This window comes from Pseudomonas sp. GW460-12-10-14-TSB1 (assembly GCF_017349775.1).
Taxonomy (GTDB): Bacteria; Pseudomonadota; Gammaproteobacteria; order Pseudomonadales; family Pseudomonadaceae; genus Aquipseudomonas; species Aquipseudomonas piscium.
The window spans coordinates 36,586-53,555 of sequence record NZ_JACNAC010000029.1; the positions used below are offsets into that span (position 1 = coordinate 36,586).

A 16,970-nucleotide genomic window follows, 5' to 3' on the forward strand; every position below is an offset into this window, starting at 1 on the left:
CTGTTCCTGAAGCTGAGTAAAAGACTGGGATATTAACAGTTGCACGAAAAAATCCAGCCTTGTAGCGCGATTTACCCATAATGGCCAGTGGACAGCTTCGCGCCATGTCTTAGAATTGCCGCCACCTGCCGATCGCTTGCGGAAGCTCCCGATGATCAACGCCCATCTGCTGCAACTGGTGATCAACGCCTCCAACGACGGGATCGTCGTTGCCGAACAGGAAGGCGAAGACAACATCATCATCTACGTGAACCCGGCGTTCGAAAGGCTCACCGGCTACAGCGCCGACGAGGTGCTTTATCAGGATTGCCGCTTTCTCCAGTCGGGCGATCGTGACCAACCGGGAATCCCGCTGATTCGCCAGGCCCTGGACAGCGGCCAGCCCTGCCGCCAGGTGCTGCGCAACTACCGCAAGGACGGCAGTCACTTCTGGAACGAGCTGTCGATCACCCCGGTGTTCAACGAAAGCGACCAGTTGACCTATTTCGTCGGTGTGCAGAAAGATGTGACAGCCCAGCTCAAGGCCCAGCAACGGCTGGCGCAGGTGGAAAAGGAGCTGGCCGAAGCCCGCGCGGAACTCGCCGTTTTCCAGGCGACGAGCGGCTCTAACAAGATGCCGAATTAGTTGTCAGTACGCTTAATCACCAATGATTTTGTCACTTTCTCCGTCGAGCAACATCATGCGCCGTGACGCTCTCCTCACCCAGGATGAACTGGACTTCATTCAGACCATGCAGCACAACCCGCAACTCAACGTGCGGGATGCGAACTCGAGCCTGCTGGTCAACGGGGGCTCACAGATCCGCGACCTGCTCACCCGCCTGGCGGCCAACGAGCAGGTGACCATCCAGGCGCACTTTGAAAACCAGCAGATGACCTTTCCCCTGCACCTGGTGGAAGACGAGTTCCACGCCCTGCATCTGCGCCTGGGCGTGCCGAGCATCTTCGAGGACGGACCGAGGGTCCGCCCATGGCGCCTGACCCTGGCGGAGCCGGTGGCCTTGGAAAACGCCAAGGGGCAGCCCACCGCGCTGTGGGTGCATGAAGTGTCGTTCAACAGCGTGTTGCTGGAGATTCGCAACCGGGCCAAACCACCGAAACAGTTCGCCCAATGGTTCAGCCCGTCGGGCTACGAGCGCATTGCCCTGCGTGGCCGCCTCGAACGCCAGACCGACGCTGGCTTCTATGCCTATAGGTTGAACCAGAGCGACAAGGATGAAACCGAGCGCCTGCGCCAGTTCATCCTGCAGCAGCACCGCCTGGCACACCCCAACCTGCACGTCTGAGGTCGCTCTTTTCCCGACCTGGGCATGAACTCAGGTATCGAGCGTACCGCTGAGAAACTGCCGCAGGCGCTGCATCATCAAACGCCCGTCATTGCCCAGACAGCCCACCGGCGAAGCGCTCAGGCTGTCCTGGGCCAATTCGGCGACATCCCCCGCCAGCATCAGCGGACACTCCAGGGTCAGCGCCAGGCGATTCAAACGCCGAGGCAGTTCCGGCGCCGGGGCGTGATTGGAAAACAGCACCAGCGCCTGGGGTTTGATCTTCTCGCAGACCAGGGTCAGTTCGTCGAACGGCTGCCCCAGCGCCAGTACCCGGACTTCCATTTCAGCACTGCCCAGCATCAGCGCCGCCACCAGCAACTCCAGCTCCCGACATTGCCCGGCAAGCGCCGCCAGCAGCACCGGGCGCGGCTGGCTGCCGCGCTGCAACAGCAGGCGCTGGGAGATTCGCGAACGCAGGAACTGATCGAAGAACAGCCATTCGCTGGTGTGGCCGTAAGGTTCCTGGTGCTGCGCCAGCTGCCGCCAGAACGGCATGAGGATGTCCTGGAACACCACCGACAGCGAATAGCTGGAGAAGATCTGGCCGTACAGCCGCTCCAGGTGCGTCTCGTCGAACCCGCCGACCGCCCGCTTGAGTTGCCCCTGCCACGGCAGGTAATCGCCCGATTCGCTGTCGCCCGGCATGGCCTGCGGTGCCTCGCCGGCAGCCCGGGTTTTAGCGAGGATCTTGCCGACCTTGCTGACCGCGACACCACGGTCGATCCAGCCAAGGATCTCGCGGACTGTCTCGACATCGTGCATCGAATACAAACGGTGCCCACTTTCGGTGCGTGTCGGCTGGATCAGCCCATAACGACGCTCCCAGGCCCGCAGGGTCACCGGGTTGATCCCCGTGAGCCGTGAAACTTCCCGGATTGGAAACAGATCGTCCTGCGAGGCTTGGCCGAGGGGCTGTGCCGGGCGGGCAAGTTCAGTAATGACGGGCATCTGGGCAGGAAACACCGATGGATAAAGTGACGGCCATTCTACTCCCCATCGGTGACAGTTCCTCAACACAGGGCAAAGCGACCGCTGCCTCTGGTGTATTTGTCACAATCAGGAATAATCCTTGCTTGCTTCCAAGACGCAGCCCAATACCCCGGTGCTGCGTCCGGCGTATTGCCTTACCCAGGCAACGCATTGGTTTTACGGAGATACATAATGTCTACCTCACCCGTCACCCTGATGGTCGCCCGGCGTGTCGCCGATGGCCGTTACCAGGACCTGATCGCCTGGCTGCGCGAAGGCGAACAATTGGCTACCGACTTCCCCGGTTATCTCGGCTCCGGCGTGCTCGCTCCGCCGCCCGACGATGACGAATTCCAGATCATCTTCCGCTTCGCCGACGAGCAGACCCTGCACGTCTGGGAACACTCCGCCTCGCGCACCGCCTGGCTGGCCCGCGGCAGCGACCTGTTCGCCCATCCCCATGAACACCGGGTCAGCGGCATCGACGGCTGGTTCGGCGCGGTCGGCCAGCGCCCACCCCGCTGGAAGCAGGCGGTGGCCATCTGGCTGGCCTTCTTCCCGGTGTCGCTGATCTTCAACTTCATCCTCAACCCGCTGCTGGGCGAACTCAGCCTGGTGCCGCGCGTGCTCGTCAGCACCCTGGCCCTGACGCCGCTGATGGTCTACTGGTTCATTCCGCTGTCCACCCACCTGTTGTCCGGCTGGTTGAACAGCACGCCGGCCCGCCCGCTGCCAGCGGCGCCTTCCACGCAGAATCATTGACCCCCTGTAGGAGCGAGGCTTGCCCGCGATGAACGATAACGCGGTCTGACAGACAGACCGCAGCGCCATCATCGCGGGCAAGTCGGATCGCCGCCCGCTCGCTCCTACAGCGGCCCGGGCGAACCCTGCCCGGCGCTGGTATAGTTTTGCTCTACCTGCGACGCGAGCCGTTCATGACTACTTCCCCTGCCCCGATCCTGATCACCGGCGCCGGCCAGCGTGTCGGCCTGCATTGCGCGTTGCGCCTGCTGGAAGAGGGTCACCGGGTGATCATCAGCTACCGCACCGAACGCCCGGGCGTGCAGGCCTTGCGCGAGCGTGGCGCGATTGCTCTGTTCGCCGACTTCTCCAGCGAAGCCGGGATCCAGGCCTTCATCAGCCAACTGCACGACCACACCGACAGCCTGCGGGCGATCGTGCACAACGCCTCGCAATGGCTGGAAGAAACACCCGGCCAGGAAAGCGCGGCCTTCGCCGACATGTTCAGCGTGCACATGCTCGCGCCCTACCTGATCAACCTGCATTGCGCCGACCTGCTGCGGCGGTCCAGCCCCGCCGACATCGTGCACATCGGCGACGACGTTACCCGCCGCGGCAGCAGCAAGCACATCGCCTATTGCGCCACCAAGGCCGGCCTCGACAGCCTGACCCTGTCCTTCGCGGCGAAATATGCCCCGACGATCAAGGTCAACGGCATCGCCCCGGCTCTGTTAATGTTCAATCCCGACGACGACGCGGCCTACCGCGCCAAGGCCCTGGCCAAGTCCGCCCTGGGCATCGAGCCCGGTTGCGAGGTGGTCTACCAGAGCCTGCGTTATCTGCTCGACAACCCTTATGTCACCGGCACTACCCTGACCGTCAACGGCGGGCGGCACCTCAAGTAAGGCTTCCCGCGAGGACGTTGCATGACTCTTTCCCTGCCCCAGCATTACCGCGAGATCCTCAAGGATCTCGGCGAAGACCCCGAGCGCGAAGGCCTGCTCGACACCCCGCAACGCGCGGCCAAGGCCATGCAGTACCTGTGTCATGGCTACAGCCAGTCGGTGGACGAGGTGGTCAATGGCGCGCTGTTCGCCTCCGACAACGATGAAATGGTCATAGTCGCCGACATCGAACTCTATTCCCTGTGCGAACATCACCTGCTGCCCTTCATCGGCAAGGCCCATGTGGCTTATATTCCCACCGGCAAGGTGCTGGGCCTGTCGAAGATCGCCCGGATCGTCGACATGTTCGCCCGCCGCCTGCAGATCCAGGAAAACCTCACGCGGGAAATCGCCGACGCGGTGCAGCGGGTGACCCAGGCCGCCGGGGTCGCGGTGGTCGTCGAAGCCCAGCACATGTGCATGATGATGCGCGGCGTCGAGAAGCAGAACTCGACCATGCACACCTCGGTGATGCTCGGCGCCTTTCGCGATTCGAGCACCACACGCCAGGAATTCCTGCAATTGATCGGACGGAGCAAGTAGCAATGCCACAACTTCAGCCAGGAATGGCTCGCATCCGGGTCAAGGACCTGTGCCTGCGGACCTTCATCGGAATCAACGAGGACGAGATCCTCAACAAGCAGGATGTGCTGATCAACCTGACCATCCTGTATGCCGCGCAAGAAGCCGTGCGCGACAACGACATCGACCATGCGCTGAACTACCGCACCATCACCAAGGCGATCATCGCCCACGTGGAGGGCAACCGCTTTGCCCTGCTCGAGCGCCTGACCCAGGAAATCCTCGATCTGATCATGGCCAACGAATCGGTGCTGTACGCCGAGGTCGAAGTCGACAAACCCCACGCCCTGCGTTTCGCCGAGTCGGTGTCGATCACCCTCGCGGCCAGCCGCTGATATCATCCGCGCCACATTTGATTGCACAGAGCCGAACATGACCGAGCAACAACGCCTGGAACTCGAAGCCGCCGCCTTCCGCCGCCTGGTCGCGCACCTGGACAGCCGCAAGGACGTGCAGAACATCGACCTGATGAACCTCGCCGGCTTCTGCCGCAACTGCCTGTCCAAGTGGTACAAGGCCGAGGCCGACGAGCGCCAGATCGAGGTCAGCCTCGATGACGCCCGTGAAGTGGTGTATGGAATGCCCTACGCCGAGTGGAAGACTCTCTACCAGAAAGAAGCCAGCGCCGAGCAGCAAGCGGCGTTCGCCAAAGGAAAACCCCATGACTGACCTGAACACCCTGCGCGCCAGCCTCAAGAGCGGCGAGCACGCCTTCACCGACACCCTGGCCTTTATCGCCGCCGGCTACGACTACCAGCCACAGGCCTTCAACAACGGCGGCGTGGAAAATGCCGCCGGGCAGAACGAAGGTTCGTGCAAGACCCTGGGCCTGGCCCTGCTGGAAGGCTTGAGTGACGAAGAAGCGCTGTTGGCGTTCGGCGAGCATTACCGCTCGGTGCTGGCCACCCCTGAAGGCAGCGACCACGGCAATATCCGCGCGCTGATCGCCCATGGCCTGGCGGGTGTGAAGTTTGTGCAGCAGCCACTCAAGCGCCGCTGATCCTGTAGGAGCGAGGCTTGCCCGCGATGGGCAGCATGCGGTCTATCTGAAGCACCGCGTTGTCTGGATCGCGGGCAAGTCGGATCGCCGCCGCTCGCTCCTACGGAAGAACAGATACAAAAAAACCGGCCTGGGCCGGTTTTTTCATTTCAACGGACTGAGAATCAAGCGTTCTGCAGATTGTCCAGGTAACGCTCGGTGTCCAGGGCAGCCATGCAGCCGGCGCCGGCCGAGGTAATGGCCTGGCGGTACACGTGGTCGGCCACGTCGCCGGCGGCGAAGATACCTTCGATGCTGGTCGCGGTGGCGTTGCCTTCACGGCCGCCCTGCACCACCAGGTAGCCGTCCTTCAGCGCCAGCTGGCCTTCGAACAGCGAAGTGTTCGGAGTATGGCCAATGGCGATGAACACGCCGTCGACCTTGATCTCGTCGAAGCTGCCGTCGTTGTTCTTCAGGCGCGCACCGGTGACACCCATGTTGTCGCCCAGCACTTCATCCAGGTTGGCGTTCAGCTTGAGCTCGATCTTGCCTTCGGCAACCCGGGCATTGAGCTTGTCGATCAGGATCTTCTCGGCGCGGAAGGTATCGCGACGGTGGATCAGGGTGACCTTGCTGGCGATGTTGGCCAGGTACAGGGCTTCCTCGACAGCGGTGTTGCCGCCACCGACCACGGCCACTGGCTTGTTGCGATAGAAGAAACCGTCGCAGGTCGCGCAGGCCGATACGCCCTTGCCCATGAAGGCTTCTTCCGAAGGCAGGCCCAGGTAACGGGCGCTGGCGCCGGTGGCGATGATCAGGGCGTCGCAGGTGTAGGTCGCGCTGTCGCCGGTCAGGGTGTAAGGCTTGGCGGCGAAGTCCACGGCATTGATGTGATCGAAGACGATTTCGGTTTCGAAACGCTCGGCGTGTTCACGCATGCGCTCCATCAGTGCCGGGCCGGTCAGGCCGTGGACATCGCCCGGCCAGTTGTCGACTTCGGTGGTGGTGGTCAGCTGACCGCCGGCCTGCATGCCGGTAATCAGCAGCGGCTTCAGGTTGGCGCGGGCGGCATAGACCGCGGCGCTGTAACCGGCAGGGCCGGAACCGAGAATAATCACACGCGAATGACGTACATCAGACATGACTCACTCCTATCGACCGGCCCGGATCACTGGCGCGGAACGCCGGATTGCCGGCTGGAATAAAAAAGGACGGCGAAAGCACTTGGGGAAGGCTTCAGGTTCGCCCGTCCGAAAAATAATGGGTGCAGCGTATAGAGGGGGCGAAGATTAAGGAAATACGGTTTAACAATCCAGCTCATAGGAGGTCTCTATCCGGTATCGGCGTATTTACCGGCGCCTTTGTTACAGTTGATGTCGACCTAACGACCGCGCTTTCGCCGGTGGGGCAAAGCCGGTAAGGTCGGCGCGTTTTCCCCTTGCACGGAGCTCCTTATGCCCGCCCCCGTTCTGTCCGGCCCGCAATACCTGCGCGAAGGCCTCAAGCTGGTGCTCAGCCCCGGCCTGCGTCTGTTCGTCCTTTTGCCCCTGGCCATCAACCTGGTGCTGTTCGTCGGATTGATCTATTTCGCCGGCCACCAGTTCAGCCTGTGGGTCGACACCCTGATGCCTTCCCTGCCGGACTGGCTGAGCTTTCTCAGCTACATCCTCTGGCCGCTGTTCGTGGTGCTGGTGCTGCTGATGGTGTTTTTCACCTTCACCATGCTGGCCAACGTGATCGCCGCGCCCTTCAACGGTTTCCTCGCGGAGAAAGTCGAAGTGGTGGTCCGCGGCACCGACGACTTCCCGCCCTTCAGCTGGGCCGAACTGCTGGCCATGATCCCGCGCACCCTGGCCCGGGAAATGCGCAAGCTGGGCTATTTCCTGCCGCGGGCCATCGGCCTGTTCATCCTGTCCTTCATTCCGGTGGTGAACCTGGTGGCCGCGCCGCTGTGGTTGCTGTTCGGCGTATGGATGATGGCGATCCAGTACATCGACTACCCGGCGGACAACCACAAGCTGGGCTGGAACGAGATGCTCGCCTGGCTGCGGGAAAAGCGCTGGCAGAGCATGAGCTTTGGCGGGATCGTCTATCTGGTACTGCTGATCCCGGTGGTCAACATCCTGATGATGCCGGCGGCGGTGGCCGGCGCGACGCTGTTCTGGGTGCGCGAGCGCGGCGCGGAAAACCTGGTGGCCCAGCAACGCTGAGCGGGTCACAAATCCATCATCGCAACGTCACAATGACGACATGGCCTCGGCTGACACTGAGGCCATGACGACAGCTCTGCATATCACTCTGATCACCGAAACCTTCCCACCGGAAATCAATGGCGTGGCCAATACCCTTGGCCGCCTGTGCGATGGATTGCGCGCCCGTGGACACCAGGTGGAACTGATCCGCCCGCGTCAGGGCAGCGATCAGAGCCGGGTCAGCGACGAGGGTTTGCTGCTGTGCCGTGGCTGGCCGCTGCCGGGTTATCCGGGGCTGCAATGGGGCCAGTCGTCGATGCACAAGCTGCTGCGGCGCTGGAAACGCCATCGCCCGGATGTGCTGTACATCGCCACCGAGGGCCCGCTGGGCCTGTCCGCGCTGCGGGCGGCGCGGCGCCTGGGGATTTCCGTGGTCAGCGGTTTCCACACCAACTTCCAGCAGTACTCCAGCCAGTACGGCCTGGGTTTGCTGACGCGCCTGCTGACCCACTACCTGCGCTGGTTCCATAACCGCTCCAAGTTGACCCTGGTGCCCAGCGCCAGCCAGCGCCTGGAACTGGAGCGGCGCAACTTCGAGCGCCTGGCGCTGCTGTCGCGCGGGGTCGACAGCCAACTGTTCCACCCGGCCAAGCGCCTCAACGAGCTGCGCGAAAGCTGGGGCCTGGGCAACGACGATATCGCGGTGATCCATGTCGGCCGCCTGGCGCCGGAGAAGAACCTGGGCCTGCTCAAACGCTGCTTCACCCAGCTGCAGAACACTTATCCGCAGCAGGCCATGAAGTTGATCGTGGTGGGCGATGGCCCGCAACGCGCAGTCCTGCAGAAGGAGTTGCCGAACGCCGTGTTTTGCGGCTCGCAACGCGGCGAAGCGCTAGCCAGTCACTATGCGTCGGGGGATCTGTTCCTGTTCCCAAGCCTGACCGAAACCTTCGGCAACGTGGTGCTCGAGGCCCTGGCCTCGGGGCTGGCCGTGGTGGCTTACGACCAGGCCGCGGCGGCCCAGCATATTCGCCATGGCTACAACGGTGTGCTGGCGATGCCCGGGGACGAATGCGCGTTCTGCGATGCGGCCAACTGGCTGCTGGGGGAGCCCGAGACTTTGCGCCGGGTACGCCTCAATGCCCGCCAGCACGCCAGCCGCCAGGGCTGGGCAGCGATCATCGAGCAGTTTGAAACCCAGCTGCGTGGTGCCTGCACGGAAGAAGTGGTGGTGCCTCAAGGGCGGTTGTTGCCTTAGCGCTGAAAACATCAGTTGCAAAGCATCGCGGGCAAGCCTCGCTCCTACAGAATCACCGTTCGTGTAGGAGCGAGCGGGCGGCGATCCGACTTGCCCGCGATAGCGCTTCCAGGGGCTGCGCTTAGACCAGCGTCATCAACGCCTCACGGCTGAACGGCAGGATGTCCTGCTCGCGCCCCTCACGCACCTTCTGCGCCCAGTCCGGGTCCACCAGCAATGCGCGCCCTACCGCCACCAGGTCGAACTCATCATTGTTCAAGCGCTCCAGGAGCTTTTCCAGGCTCGCCGGCTGCGCCACCTTGTCGGTGTTGACCATGAACTGCAGGAACTCGCCGTCGAGGCCGACGCTGCCCACGGTGATGGTCGGCTTGCCAGTGAGCTGACGAGTCCAGCCGGCCAGGTTCAGCTCGGAGCCCTCGAACTCCGGCTCCCAGAAACGGCGGGTGGAGCAGTGGAAGATATCCACACCGGCGTCTGCCAGCGGCTTGAGGAACTCGCCCAGGGCCTCGGGGGTTTGTACCAGGCGGGCGCTGTAGTCCTGCTGCTTCCACTGCGAGAAGCGGAAGATGATCGGGAAGCCAGGACCCACAGCGGCGCGCACGGCCTGGATCAGCTCGATGGCAAACCGCGAGCGCTGGGCCAGGTCGCCACCGTACTCGTCGGTACGCTGGTTGCTGCCTTCCCAGAAGAACTGGTCGACCAGGTAGCCGTGGGCGCCGTGGATCTCCACGCCGTCCATGCCGATGCTCTGGGCATCCTTGGCAGCCTGGGCGAAGGCGGCGATCACTTCGCGGATGTCGTCCTGGGTCATGCCATGGACCACCACCTGGCCGTCCTTGAGTTTTTCCGACGGGCCGTAACCCGGCACGCTGGCATCCGGCTCGGTGCCCAGGCGGCGCACGTTGCCCACATGCCACAGTTGCGGAACGATCTTGCCGCCTTCGGCGTGCACCGCGTCCACCACCTTCTTCCAGCCGGCCAGGGCCGCTTCGCCATAAAAGCGCGGTACGTTCGGATAACCGTTGGAGGCCTTGTGCCCGACCGTGGTGCCTTCGGTGATGATCAGGCCGACCCCGGCCGAGGCGCGACGACGGTAGTACTCGATGACTTTCGAGTTCGGCACGCCACCCGGGGAAAACGACCGGGTCATCGGCGCCATCACCACACGGGTCGACAGCTCCAGGGCACCCAGCTGAAAGGGTTTGAACAAGGCTTGAACGGGCATGCTGTACTCCAGGGCTGAGGGTCTGAATCGCGGGAAGCGGCAGGTCGGGCGGGTACGCCGACGGCCTTATGATGGCGATAATATTCCGTGCCCCAGGCAACGCCCAGCACTATTGATCAGGGTGATTAAGGTGCCAAAGCGCAGAGAGGCGAGAGGTGCGCGAACGCGCGGTAAAACTGGCCGGGCAGCGGGGCCCGGCGTGCAGATTCAGCTCAAGGCTTTTTCGATGGCCTGGACCACAGCCGGATCATCGGGTGCAGTGCGCGGGGAGAAACGCGCCAGGACGCGGCCGTCCTTGCCCAGCAGGAACTTCTCGAAGTTCCAGGTGATGTCGCCCGGAAATTCCGCCCCTTCGCCCGCCAGCAGGCGGTACAACTGATGGCGCTCCGGACCGTTGACTTCCAGCTTGCCGCTCAACGGAAAGGTCACCCCGTAGTTGAGGCTGCAGAACTCCTGGATCTCCTGCTCGGAGCCCGGCTCCTGCCCGGCGAACTGATTGCACGGCAGGCCCAGCACGCTGAAACCCTGGCCCTTGTATTGCTGGTAGAGGTTCTCCAGCGCCGCATATTGTGGTGTCAGACCACACTTGGAGGCGACGTTGACCACCAGCACGACGTGCCCCTTGAAAGGCGCGAGCGGTAGCTCCTGACCATCCAGGGCTTTCAATTTAAGGTCGTGAAAAGCACTCATGACGAACTCCAAATTCCCGTGTTCTTCCAGAAAACAGCCACTCGACAGTACCGCCTGTTGCCCGGCAAGAAAAGTCGCCGACTAAAAAGGCGCCCTCGGGCGCCTCTCCAGTCAGACTTGAGCTTAGCGCAGAAATCAGTGGTGATGGCCACCTTCGCCATGGACGTGACCATGGGCGATTTCTTCCTGGCTGGCGTCACGGATGTCGACAACCTTGACCTTGAAGTTCAGGCGCTGGCCGGCCAGCGGGTGGTTGCCGTCAACAGTCACGTCGTCGCCGTCCAGGTCGCGGATGGTGACGATCTGCATCTGGCCGTCCGGAGCGGAAGCGTGGAACTGCATGCCCACTTCCAGTTCGTCGACGCCTTCGAACATGCTGCGGCTCAGGGTGCTGACCAGTTCGGCGGCATATTCGCCGTAGGCATCTTCCGGCTCAACGGCAACGCTCAGCTCGTCGCCGACGTTTTTGCCTTCCAGGGCCTTTTCCAGGCCAGGAATGATGTTCCCTGCGCCATGCAGGTAGACCAGCGGAGCGCCGCCGGCAGAGCTGTCGATGACCTCACCAGCGTCGTTGGTGAGGGTATAGTCGATGGAGACAGCCTTATTGGCGGCGATCAGCATGGGGCGAGACCTTTTGCATAAGAATGAAGAACGTCCAAGTTTAGCGAAGCAATCGCCCGAAAGCGAACGGAACCCGGACAAACGGAACTTAACGCCAGGCCCGACTGTCGTCGGCTTTCATCAGGATGAAGACGGCCACTGGGTCGTCGAGCTGTCCTGTGGCCATACCCAGCACCTGCGCCACCAGCCGCCCTGGCAATCCCGGGCCTGGATCCTGGATCCGCTAAAACGCAGGGAAAAAATAGGCCAGCCCTTTGCCTGCGGTTGGTGCGCACAAGGCTCAGTTAGCGCTAACCTTGGCGCCTGAATTTCCGGTAGAGCATTAAACCTAAGCGCCTCACCGTTGCCATGCACCCGTCGAGAATCCGCATGCAAACTTTTTTTATCGCGCCCACCGATTTTGGTGTGGGTCTGACCTCCATCAGCCTCGGGCTGGTGCGTACCCTGGAACGGGCCGGCCTCAAGGTCGGCTTCTTCAAACCCATTGCCCAGCCTCACCCTGGCGATACCGGCCCTGAGCGCTCGACCGAGCTGGTGGCCCGCACCCATGGGTTGAAACCGCCGCAGCCCCTGGGCCTGGCCCATGTCGAACGGATGCTCGGCGACGGCCAGCTGGATGAACTGCTGGAAGAAATCATCACCCTCTACCAGCAGGCGGCCGTCGGCAAGGACGTGCTGGTGGTCGAAGGCATGGTACCGACCCGCAGCGCCAGCTATGCCGCACGGGTCAACCTGCACCTGGCGAAAAGCCTGGATGCCGAGGTGATCCTGGTGTCCGCCCCGGAAAACGAAGTGCTCACCGAACTGTCCGGTCGCGTGGAGTTGCAGGCGCAGCTGTTCGGCGGCCCGCGCGACCCGAAAGTGCTGGGGGTGATCCTCAACAAGGTGCGTACCGACGAAAGCATGGAGGCCTTTTCCGCTCGCCTGAAAGAGCATTCGCCCCTGCTGCGCAGCGGCGACTTCCGCCTGCTCGGCTGCATTCCCTTCCAACCGGAACTGAACGCGCCGCGCACCCGCGACGTGGCCGACCTGATGGGCGCCCAGGTGCTCAACGCCGGCGACTACGAAAGCCGGCGCATGACCAAGATCATCATCTGCGCGCGCACCATGCGTAACACCGTGGAGCTGCTCAAGCCCGGCGTGCTGGTGGTGACGCCCGGCGATCGCGACGACATCATCCTCGCCGTGAGCCTGGCAGCGATCAACGGTGTGCCCCTGGCCGGGCTGCTGCTGACCAGTGACACCCTGCCCGATCCGCGGATCATGGAGCTGTGCCGCGGTGCCTTGAATGCCGGCCTGCCGGTGCTGTCGGTGAGCACCGGCTCCTACGAGACCGCCAACCAGCTGAACGGCCTGAACAAGGAAATCCCCATCGATGACCGCGAGCGCGCGGAGATCATCACCGACTTCGTCGCCAGCCACCTGGACGCCAAGTGGCTGCACCAGCGCTGCGGCACGCCGCGGGAAATGCGCCTGTCGCCAGCGGTGTTCCGCTACCAGTTGATCCAGCGCGCCCAGGAAGCCAACAAGCGCATCGTCCTGCCCGAAGGCAGCGAGCCGCTGACCGTACAGGCCGCGGCGATCTGCCAGGCGCGCGGCATCGCCCGTTGCGTGCTGCTGGCCAAGCCGGCGGACGTCGAGGCGGTCGCCCGGGCCCAGGGCATCGAGTTGCCGCCAGGCCTGGAGGTGATCGACCCGGACCAGATCCGTGAACGCTACGTCGAGCCGATGGTGGCGCTGCGCAAGAGCAAGAGCCTCAACGCGCCGATGGCCGAACAGCAACTGGAAGACCCGGTGGTGATCGGCACCATGATGCTGGCCCTGGACGAAGTCGATGGCCTGGTGTCAGGGCTGATCCACTCCACCGCCAATACCATCCGCCCGGCCCTGCAACTGATCAAGACCGCGCCGGGCTGCACCCTGGTGTCGTCGGTGTTTTTCATGCTGTTCCCCGAGCAAGTGCTGGTCTACGGCGACTGCGTGATGAACCCGCACCCGAGTGCCAGCGAGCTGGCCGAGATCGCCCTGCAAAGCGCCGACTCGGCGGCTGCGTTCGGCATCACCCCGCGGGTGGCGATGATCAGCTACTCCAGCGGCGAATCGGCCAGTGGCGAAGAAGTGGAGAAAGTCCGCGAAGCCACCCTGCTGGCCCATGAAGCTCAGAGCTCGCTGCTGATCGACGGCCCGTTGCAATACGACGCCGCAGCCAACGAGGCCGTGGCCCAGCAACTGGCGCCCAACAGCCAGGTCGCCGGCAAGGCCACGGTGTTCGTGTTCCCCGACCTGAACACCGGCAACACCACCCACAAGGCCGTGCAGCGCAGCGCCGACTGCGTCAGCCTCGGGCCGATGCTGCAAGGCCTGCGCAAGCCGGTGAACGACCTGCCCCGTGGCGCCCAGGTCGACGACATCGTCTACACCATCGCCCTGACCGCGATTCAAGCCGCCAACCGACCTCTGGATGTGTAAATGCTGGATTTTCTACCTGCACCTCTGCGAGGCGTGATCGCCTCGCTGTTGTTGGCGCTCAACACCATCGTCTGCTGCACCCCGCTGTTCGTGGTGGCGATCTTCAAGTTGCTGCTGCCCTTCCCCGCGGCCCAACGCTTCACCGACTGGCTGATGAGCCACATCCATGAAGCCTGGATCAGCAACAACAAGGCCTGGATGAACCTGCTCGGGCACACCCGCTGGCACCTCAGCGGGCTCGACGGCCTGGACTACCGGCACTCATACCTGATCACCAGCAACCACCAGAGCTGGGTCGACATCATGGTTCTGCAGTACGTGCTCAACCGCCGTATCCGCCCGCTGAAGTTCTTCCTCAAGCAGGAGCTGATCTGGGTCCCGGTGATCGGCCTGGCCTGGTGGGCCCTGGGCTTCCCCTTCATGAAGCGCTACTCCAAGGCCTACCTGGAAAAACACCCGGAGAAAAAGGGCAAGGACCTGGAGACCACCCGCAAGACCTGCGCAAAATTCCGCGACAACCCGGTGGGCATCTTCAACTTCGTCGAAGGCACACGCTTCACCAAGGCCAAGCATGCGCAACAGGCCTCGCCGTTCCGCTACCTGCTCAAGCCCAAGGCCGGTGGCATCGCCTTCGTGCTGGACGCCATGGGCGAGCAACTGGAGTCCATCGTCAACGTCACCATCCACTACCCGGCGGGCCAGCCGGGTTACTGGGACCTGCTGTGCGGCAAGGTCAACGAGGTGGTGGTGCATTTCGAGGAACTGCCGATTCCGCCGCAGTTCATTGGCAAGAACTACGACCAAGATGGCGCGTACCGCCTGGAGTTCCAGGGCTGGATCAACCAGCTGTGGCAGAACAAGGATGCGCTGCTGGAGCAGATGCATCGGGAGTATCCGGGGAAGTAATGAAGCGTCTGTAAGGGCCTCATCGCGGGCAAGCTTCGCTCCTACAGAAGCGAGCGTGTTGCTCCAGTGCAGGAGCGAGGCTTGCCCGCGATAACTTTCTCAAGGCCACAAAAAAGCCCGCCGTCGATCACTCGACAGCGGGCTTTTTACTGACCGCTAAGGCTTAGATCGCGCCGCGCTTGCGCAGCAGTTCCAGCACTTGCTTGACGCCCTCTTCCAGCGACACGGACTGGGTGTCGATCACCAGATCGGCATCCAGCGGCACGTCGTACGGGAAGGACTCGCCCGGGATGTTATCCCCAGCAGCGGCGTACAAGCCCTGCGGATCACGCTCGGCGCAGACCGCCGGCGAGGCCTGGACGTAGACCGTCAGCAGACGCTCCTTGCCGATCAGGTCCCTGGCCTGTTCACGACCCTCCGCACTCGGCGCGACAAACGCCGCCAGGGTCAGCAGGCCGGCTTCGTTGAACTGACGCGCCACGTGGGCAGCACGACGCCAGTTCTCGGTACGCCCGGCGCGATCCTGGGGCAGGCCCTTGTTCAGGTCGTGACGCAGGTTCTGGCCGTCGAGGACGAACACCGCACGGCCCAGGTCGAACAGCTTGCGCTCGACCGCATAGGCCAGGGTGCTCTTGCCAGCGCCGGACAGGCCGCTGAACAGCACGGTAGCCGGTTGCTGGCCGAAGCGCTGGGCGCGCTCCTCGGTGGCTACATGGGCCAGCTTGCCATGGTGCGTGGCGCTGCCATGGACCACAGGCTGGGCGACGATCATGCCGGCACCGACGGTGCCGTTGGTCAAGCGATCGATGACGATGAAGGCACCGGTGGTGCGGTTGCTGTCGTAACCGTCGAGGGCGATCGGCGCGTCGAGGGCAATCTTGACCTTGCCGATCTCGTTCAGCTGCAGAGCGCTGGCCGGACCTTCTTCAAGGGTGTTCACGTCGACCCTGTTGACGATGCTGGCGATGGAGCCCGGCACGTAACTGGTGGCGCGCTTGATGTCGTATTTCTTGCCCGGCAGCATCGGCTCTTCGGCCATCCATACCAGCATGGCTTCGAAGCTGTCGGTCACCGGCGGTACGTTGTCGGCATGCACCAGCAGGTCGCCACGGGAGATGTCGATCTCGTCTTCCATGGTCAGGGTCACGGCCTGGCCCGGGCCGGCATGTTCCAGCTCGCCTTCGAAGGTGACGATGGATTTCACCCGGCTGCTCTTGCCCGACGGCAGCACCACCACTTCGTCGCCCTTGTGCACGATGCCGCTGGCCAGGGTCCCGGCGAAACCGCGGAAGTTCAGGTTCGGACGGTTGACGTACTGCACCGGGAAGCGCAGGTCGGTGAAGTTGCGGTCACCCGCCACTTCCACGGTCTCGAGGATTTCCATCAGCGACTGGCCGGTGTACCACGGCGAGCGCTCGGACTTGTTCACCACGTTGTCGCCCTTGAGGGCCGACATCGGCACGAAGTGCAGGCTGGTGGGCTTCATCTTCAGGCCTTCGGCGAACTTCAGGTAGTCGGCCTTGATCGACTCGAACACGCCCTGGTCGAAGTCCTTGAGGTCCATCTTGTTGATGGCCACGACTATGTGCTTGATGCCCAGCAGGGAGGCGATGAAGCTGTGGCGACGGGTCTGGGTCTGCACGCCGTAACGGGCATCCACCAGGATGATCGCCAGGTCACAGGTGGAAGCACCGGTGGCCATGTTGCGGGTGTACTGCTCATGGCCGGGGGTGTCGGCGATGATGAATTTGCGCTTGGCGGTGGAGAAGTAGCGATAGGCGACATCGATGGTGATGCCCTGCTCACGCTCGGCCTGCAGGCCGTCGACCAGCAACGCCAGGTCGATGTCGTCACCGGTGGTGCCGACTTTTTTCGAGTCGCGGGTAATGGCTTCCAGATGGTCTTCGTAGATCATCTTCGAGTCGTGCAGCAGGCGCCCGATCAGGGTGCTCTTGCCGTCGTCGACGTTACCGCAAGTCAGGAAGCGCAGCAGTTCTTTGCGTTCGTGCTGGGCCAGGTAGGCGAGGATGTCCTCGCTGATCAATTCGGATTGATGCGACATGTTA

Annotated in this window: 19 protein-coding genes; 13 read left to right on the forward strand and 6 right to left on the reverse strand. The window is 63.0% G+C overall.

Annotation, left to right across the window (positions count from 1 at the left end):
• The first annotated feature begins 151 nt into the window (after nucleotides 1-151).
• Both J4D52_RS17675 and J4D52_RS17680 read left to right on the forward strand, forming a co-directional pair.
• Complete coding sequence (locus J4D52_RS17675) at nucleotides 152-625, forward strand: PAS domain-containing protein (protein WP_063428398.1); 474 nt, start codon at nucleotides 152-154, stop codon at nucleotides 623-625.
• Between the two features lie 55 nt (nucleotides 626-680).
• On the forward strand, nucleotides 681-1,286 hold the full coding sequence (locus J4D52_RS17680) for a hypothetical protein (RefSeq protein WP_063428396.1): 606 nt from the start codon (nucleotides 681-683) through the stop codon (nucleotides 1,284-1,286).
• A 30-nt stretch (nucleotides 1,287-1,316) separates the two neighbouring features.
• Here J4D52_RS17680 and J4D52_RS17685 read toward each other — a convergent pair whose 3' ends face one another.
• Nucleotides 1,317-2,276, reverse strand: coding sequence for a MerR family transcriptional regulator (locus J4D52_RS17685; RefSeq protein ID WP_063428395.1), 960 nt, complete (start codon nucleotides 2,274-2,276; stop codon nucleotides 1,317-1,319).
• 213 nt (nucleotides 2,277-2,489) lie between these two features.
• Between J4D52_RS17685 and J4D52_RS17690 the strand changes: the two genes are divergently transcribed.
• The 6 genes from J4D52_RS17690 to J4D52_RS17715 all read left to right on the forward strand — a co-directional run bounded on the left by J4D52_RS17690 (nucleotide 2,490) and on the right by J4D52_RS17715 (nucleotide 5,564).
• Nucleotides 2,490-3,059 carry an antibiotic biosynthesis monooxygenase gene (locus tag J4D52_RS17690; protein WP_063428393.1) on the forward strand — a complete coding sequence of 190 codons (570 nt, stop codon included), beginning with the start codon at nucleotides 2,490-2,492 and terminating at the stop codon, nucleotides 3,057-3,059.
• A gap of 173 nt (nucleotides 3,060-3,232) precedes the next feature.
• Entirely contained in the window at nucleotides 3,233-3,943 is a 711-nt protein-coding gene (gene folM, locus J4D52_RS17695) for a dihydromonapterin reductase (protein ID WP_063429362.1), read from the forward strand.
• A gap of 21 nt (nucleotides 3,944-3,964) precedes the next feature.
• Nucleotides 3,965-4,525 carry a GTP cyclohydrolase I FolE gene (folE, locus tag J4D52_RS17700; protein WP_063428391.1) on the forward strand — a complete coding sequence of 187 codons (561 nt, stop codon included), beginning with the start codon at nucleotides 3,965-3,967 and terminating at the stop codon, nucleotides 4,523-4,525.
• Between the two features lie 2 nt (nucleotides 4,526-4,527).
• Entirely contained in the window at nucleotides 4,528-4,899 is a 372-nt protein-coding gene (gene folX / locus J4D52_RS17705; RefSeq protein ID WP_007929829.1) for a dihydroneopterin triphosphate 2'-epimerase, read from the forward strand.
• A gap of 37 nt (nucleotides 4,900-4,936) precedes the next feature.
• The gene (locus tag J4D52_RS17710) at nucleotides 4,937-5,233 is read left to right on the forward strand and encodes a DUF1244 domain-containing protein (protein ID WP_009047021.1); all 297 of its coding nucleotides are present in this window, start codon (nucleotides 4,937-4,939) and stop codon (nucleotides 5,231-5,233) included.
• Complete coding sequence (locus J4D52_RS17715; RefSeq protein ID WP_102677209.1) at nucleotides 5,226-5,564, forward strand: HopJ type III effector protein; 339 nt, start codon at nucleotides 5,226-5,228, stop codon at nucleotides 5,562-5,564. Before J4D52_RS17710 ends, J4D52_RS17715 begins: the two co-directional genes overlap by 8 nt.
• A 164-nt stretch (nucleotides 5,565-5,728) precedes the next feature.
• Here J4D52_RS17715 and trxB read toward each other — a convergent pair whose 3' ends face one another.
• Entirely contained in the window at nucleotides 5,729-6,685 is a 957-nt protein-coding gene (gene trxB, locus J4D52_RS17720) for a thioredoxin-disulfide reductase (protein WP_025806445.1), read from the reverse strand.
• 312 nt (nucleotides 6,686-6,997) lie between these two features.
• Between trxB and cysZ the strand changes: the two genes are divergently transcribed.
• Complete coding sequence (gene cysZ, locus J4D52_RS17725) at nucleotides 6,998-7,753, forward strand: sulfate transporter CysZ (protein WP_009042209.1); 756 nt, start codon at nucleotides 6,998-7,000, stop codon at nucleotides 7,751-7,753.
• Between the two features lie 40 nt (nucleotides 7,754-7,793).
• Entirely contained in the window at nucleotides 7,794-8,993 is a 1,200-nt protein-coding gene (locus tag J4D52_RS17730; RefSeq protein ID WP_102677208.1) for a glycosyltransferase family 1 protein, read from the forward strand.
• A 121-nt stretch (nucleotides 8,994-9,114) separates the two neighbouring features.
• Here the strand turns inward: J4D52_RS17730 and J4D52_RS17735 are convergent, their stop codons facing one another.
• The 3 genes from J4D52_RS17735 to J4D52_RS17745 all read right to left on the reverse strand — a co-directional run bounded on the left by J4D52_RS17735 (nucleotide 9,115) and on the right by J4D52_RS17745 (nucleotide 11,529).
• Complete coding sequence (locus J4D52_RS17735; protein ID WP_063428385.1) at nucleotides 9,115-10,218, reverse strand: NADH:flavin oxidoreductase; 1,104 nt, start codon at nucleotides 10,216-10,218, stop codon at nucleotides 9,115-9,117.
• 207 nt (nucleotides 10,219-10,425) lie between these two features.
• Nucleotides 10,426-10,908, reverse strand: a complete 483-nt coding sequence (locus J4D52_RS17740; protein WP_025806441.1) for a glutathione peroxidase — start codon at nucleotides 10,906-10,908, stop codon at nucleotides 10,426-10,428.
• 135 nt (nucleotides 10,909-11,043) lie between these two features.
• Nucleotides 11,044-11,529, reverse strand: a complete 486-nt coding sequence (locus J4D52_RS17745) for a peptidylprolyl isomerase (protein ID WP_007929845.1) — start codon at nucleotides 11,527-11,529, stop codon at nucleotides 11,044-11,046.
• On the opposite strand from J4D52_RS17745, the gene J4D52_RS17750 reads away from it, so the two are divergent.
• The 3 genes from J4D52_RS17750 to J4D52_RS17760 all read left to right on the forward strand — a co-directional run bounded on the left by J4D52_RS17750 (nucleotide 11,498) and on the right by J4D52_RS17760 (nucleotide 14,904).
• Nucleotides 11,498-11,836 carry a DUF3565 domain-containing protein gene (locus J4D52_RS17750; protein WP_080693479.1) on the forward strand — a complete coding sequence of 113 codons (339 nt, stop codon included), beginning with the start codon at nucleotides 11,498-11,500 and terminating at the stop codon, nucleotides 11,834-11,836. The two genes, J4D52_RS17745 and J4D52_RS17750, sit on opposite strands and share 32 nt — an antisense overlap.
• A gap of 62 nt (nucleotides 11,837-11,898) precedes the next feature.
• Nucleotides 11,899-13,998 carry a phosphate acetyltransferase gene (pta, locus tag J4D52_RS17755; RefSeq protein ID WP_053277482.1) on the forward strand — a complete coding sequence of 700 codons (2,100 nt, stop codon included), beginning with the start codon at nucleotides 11,899-11,901 and terminating at the stop codon, nucleotides 13,996-13,998.
• The gene (locus J4D52_RS17760; protein ID WP_063428383.1) at nucleotides 13,999-14,904 is read left to right on the forward strand and encodes an acyltransferase; all 906 of its coding nucleotides are present in this window, start codon (nucleotides 13,999-14,001) and stop codon (nucleotides 14,902-14,904) included.
• Nucleotides 14,905-15,067: 163 nt separating this feature from the next.
• Here the strand turns inward: J4D52_RS17760 and cysN are convergent, their stop codons facing one another.
• Nucleotides 15,068-16,966, reverse strand: a complete 1,899-nt coding sequence (cysN, locus tag J4D52_RS17765) for a sulfate adenylyltransferase subunit CysN (RefSeq protein WP_025806438.1) — start codon at nucleotides 16,964-16,966, stop codon at nucleotides 15,068-15,070.
• Nucleotides 16,967-16,970 lie beyond the last annotated feature (4 nt).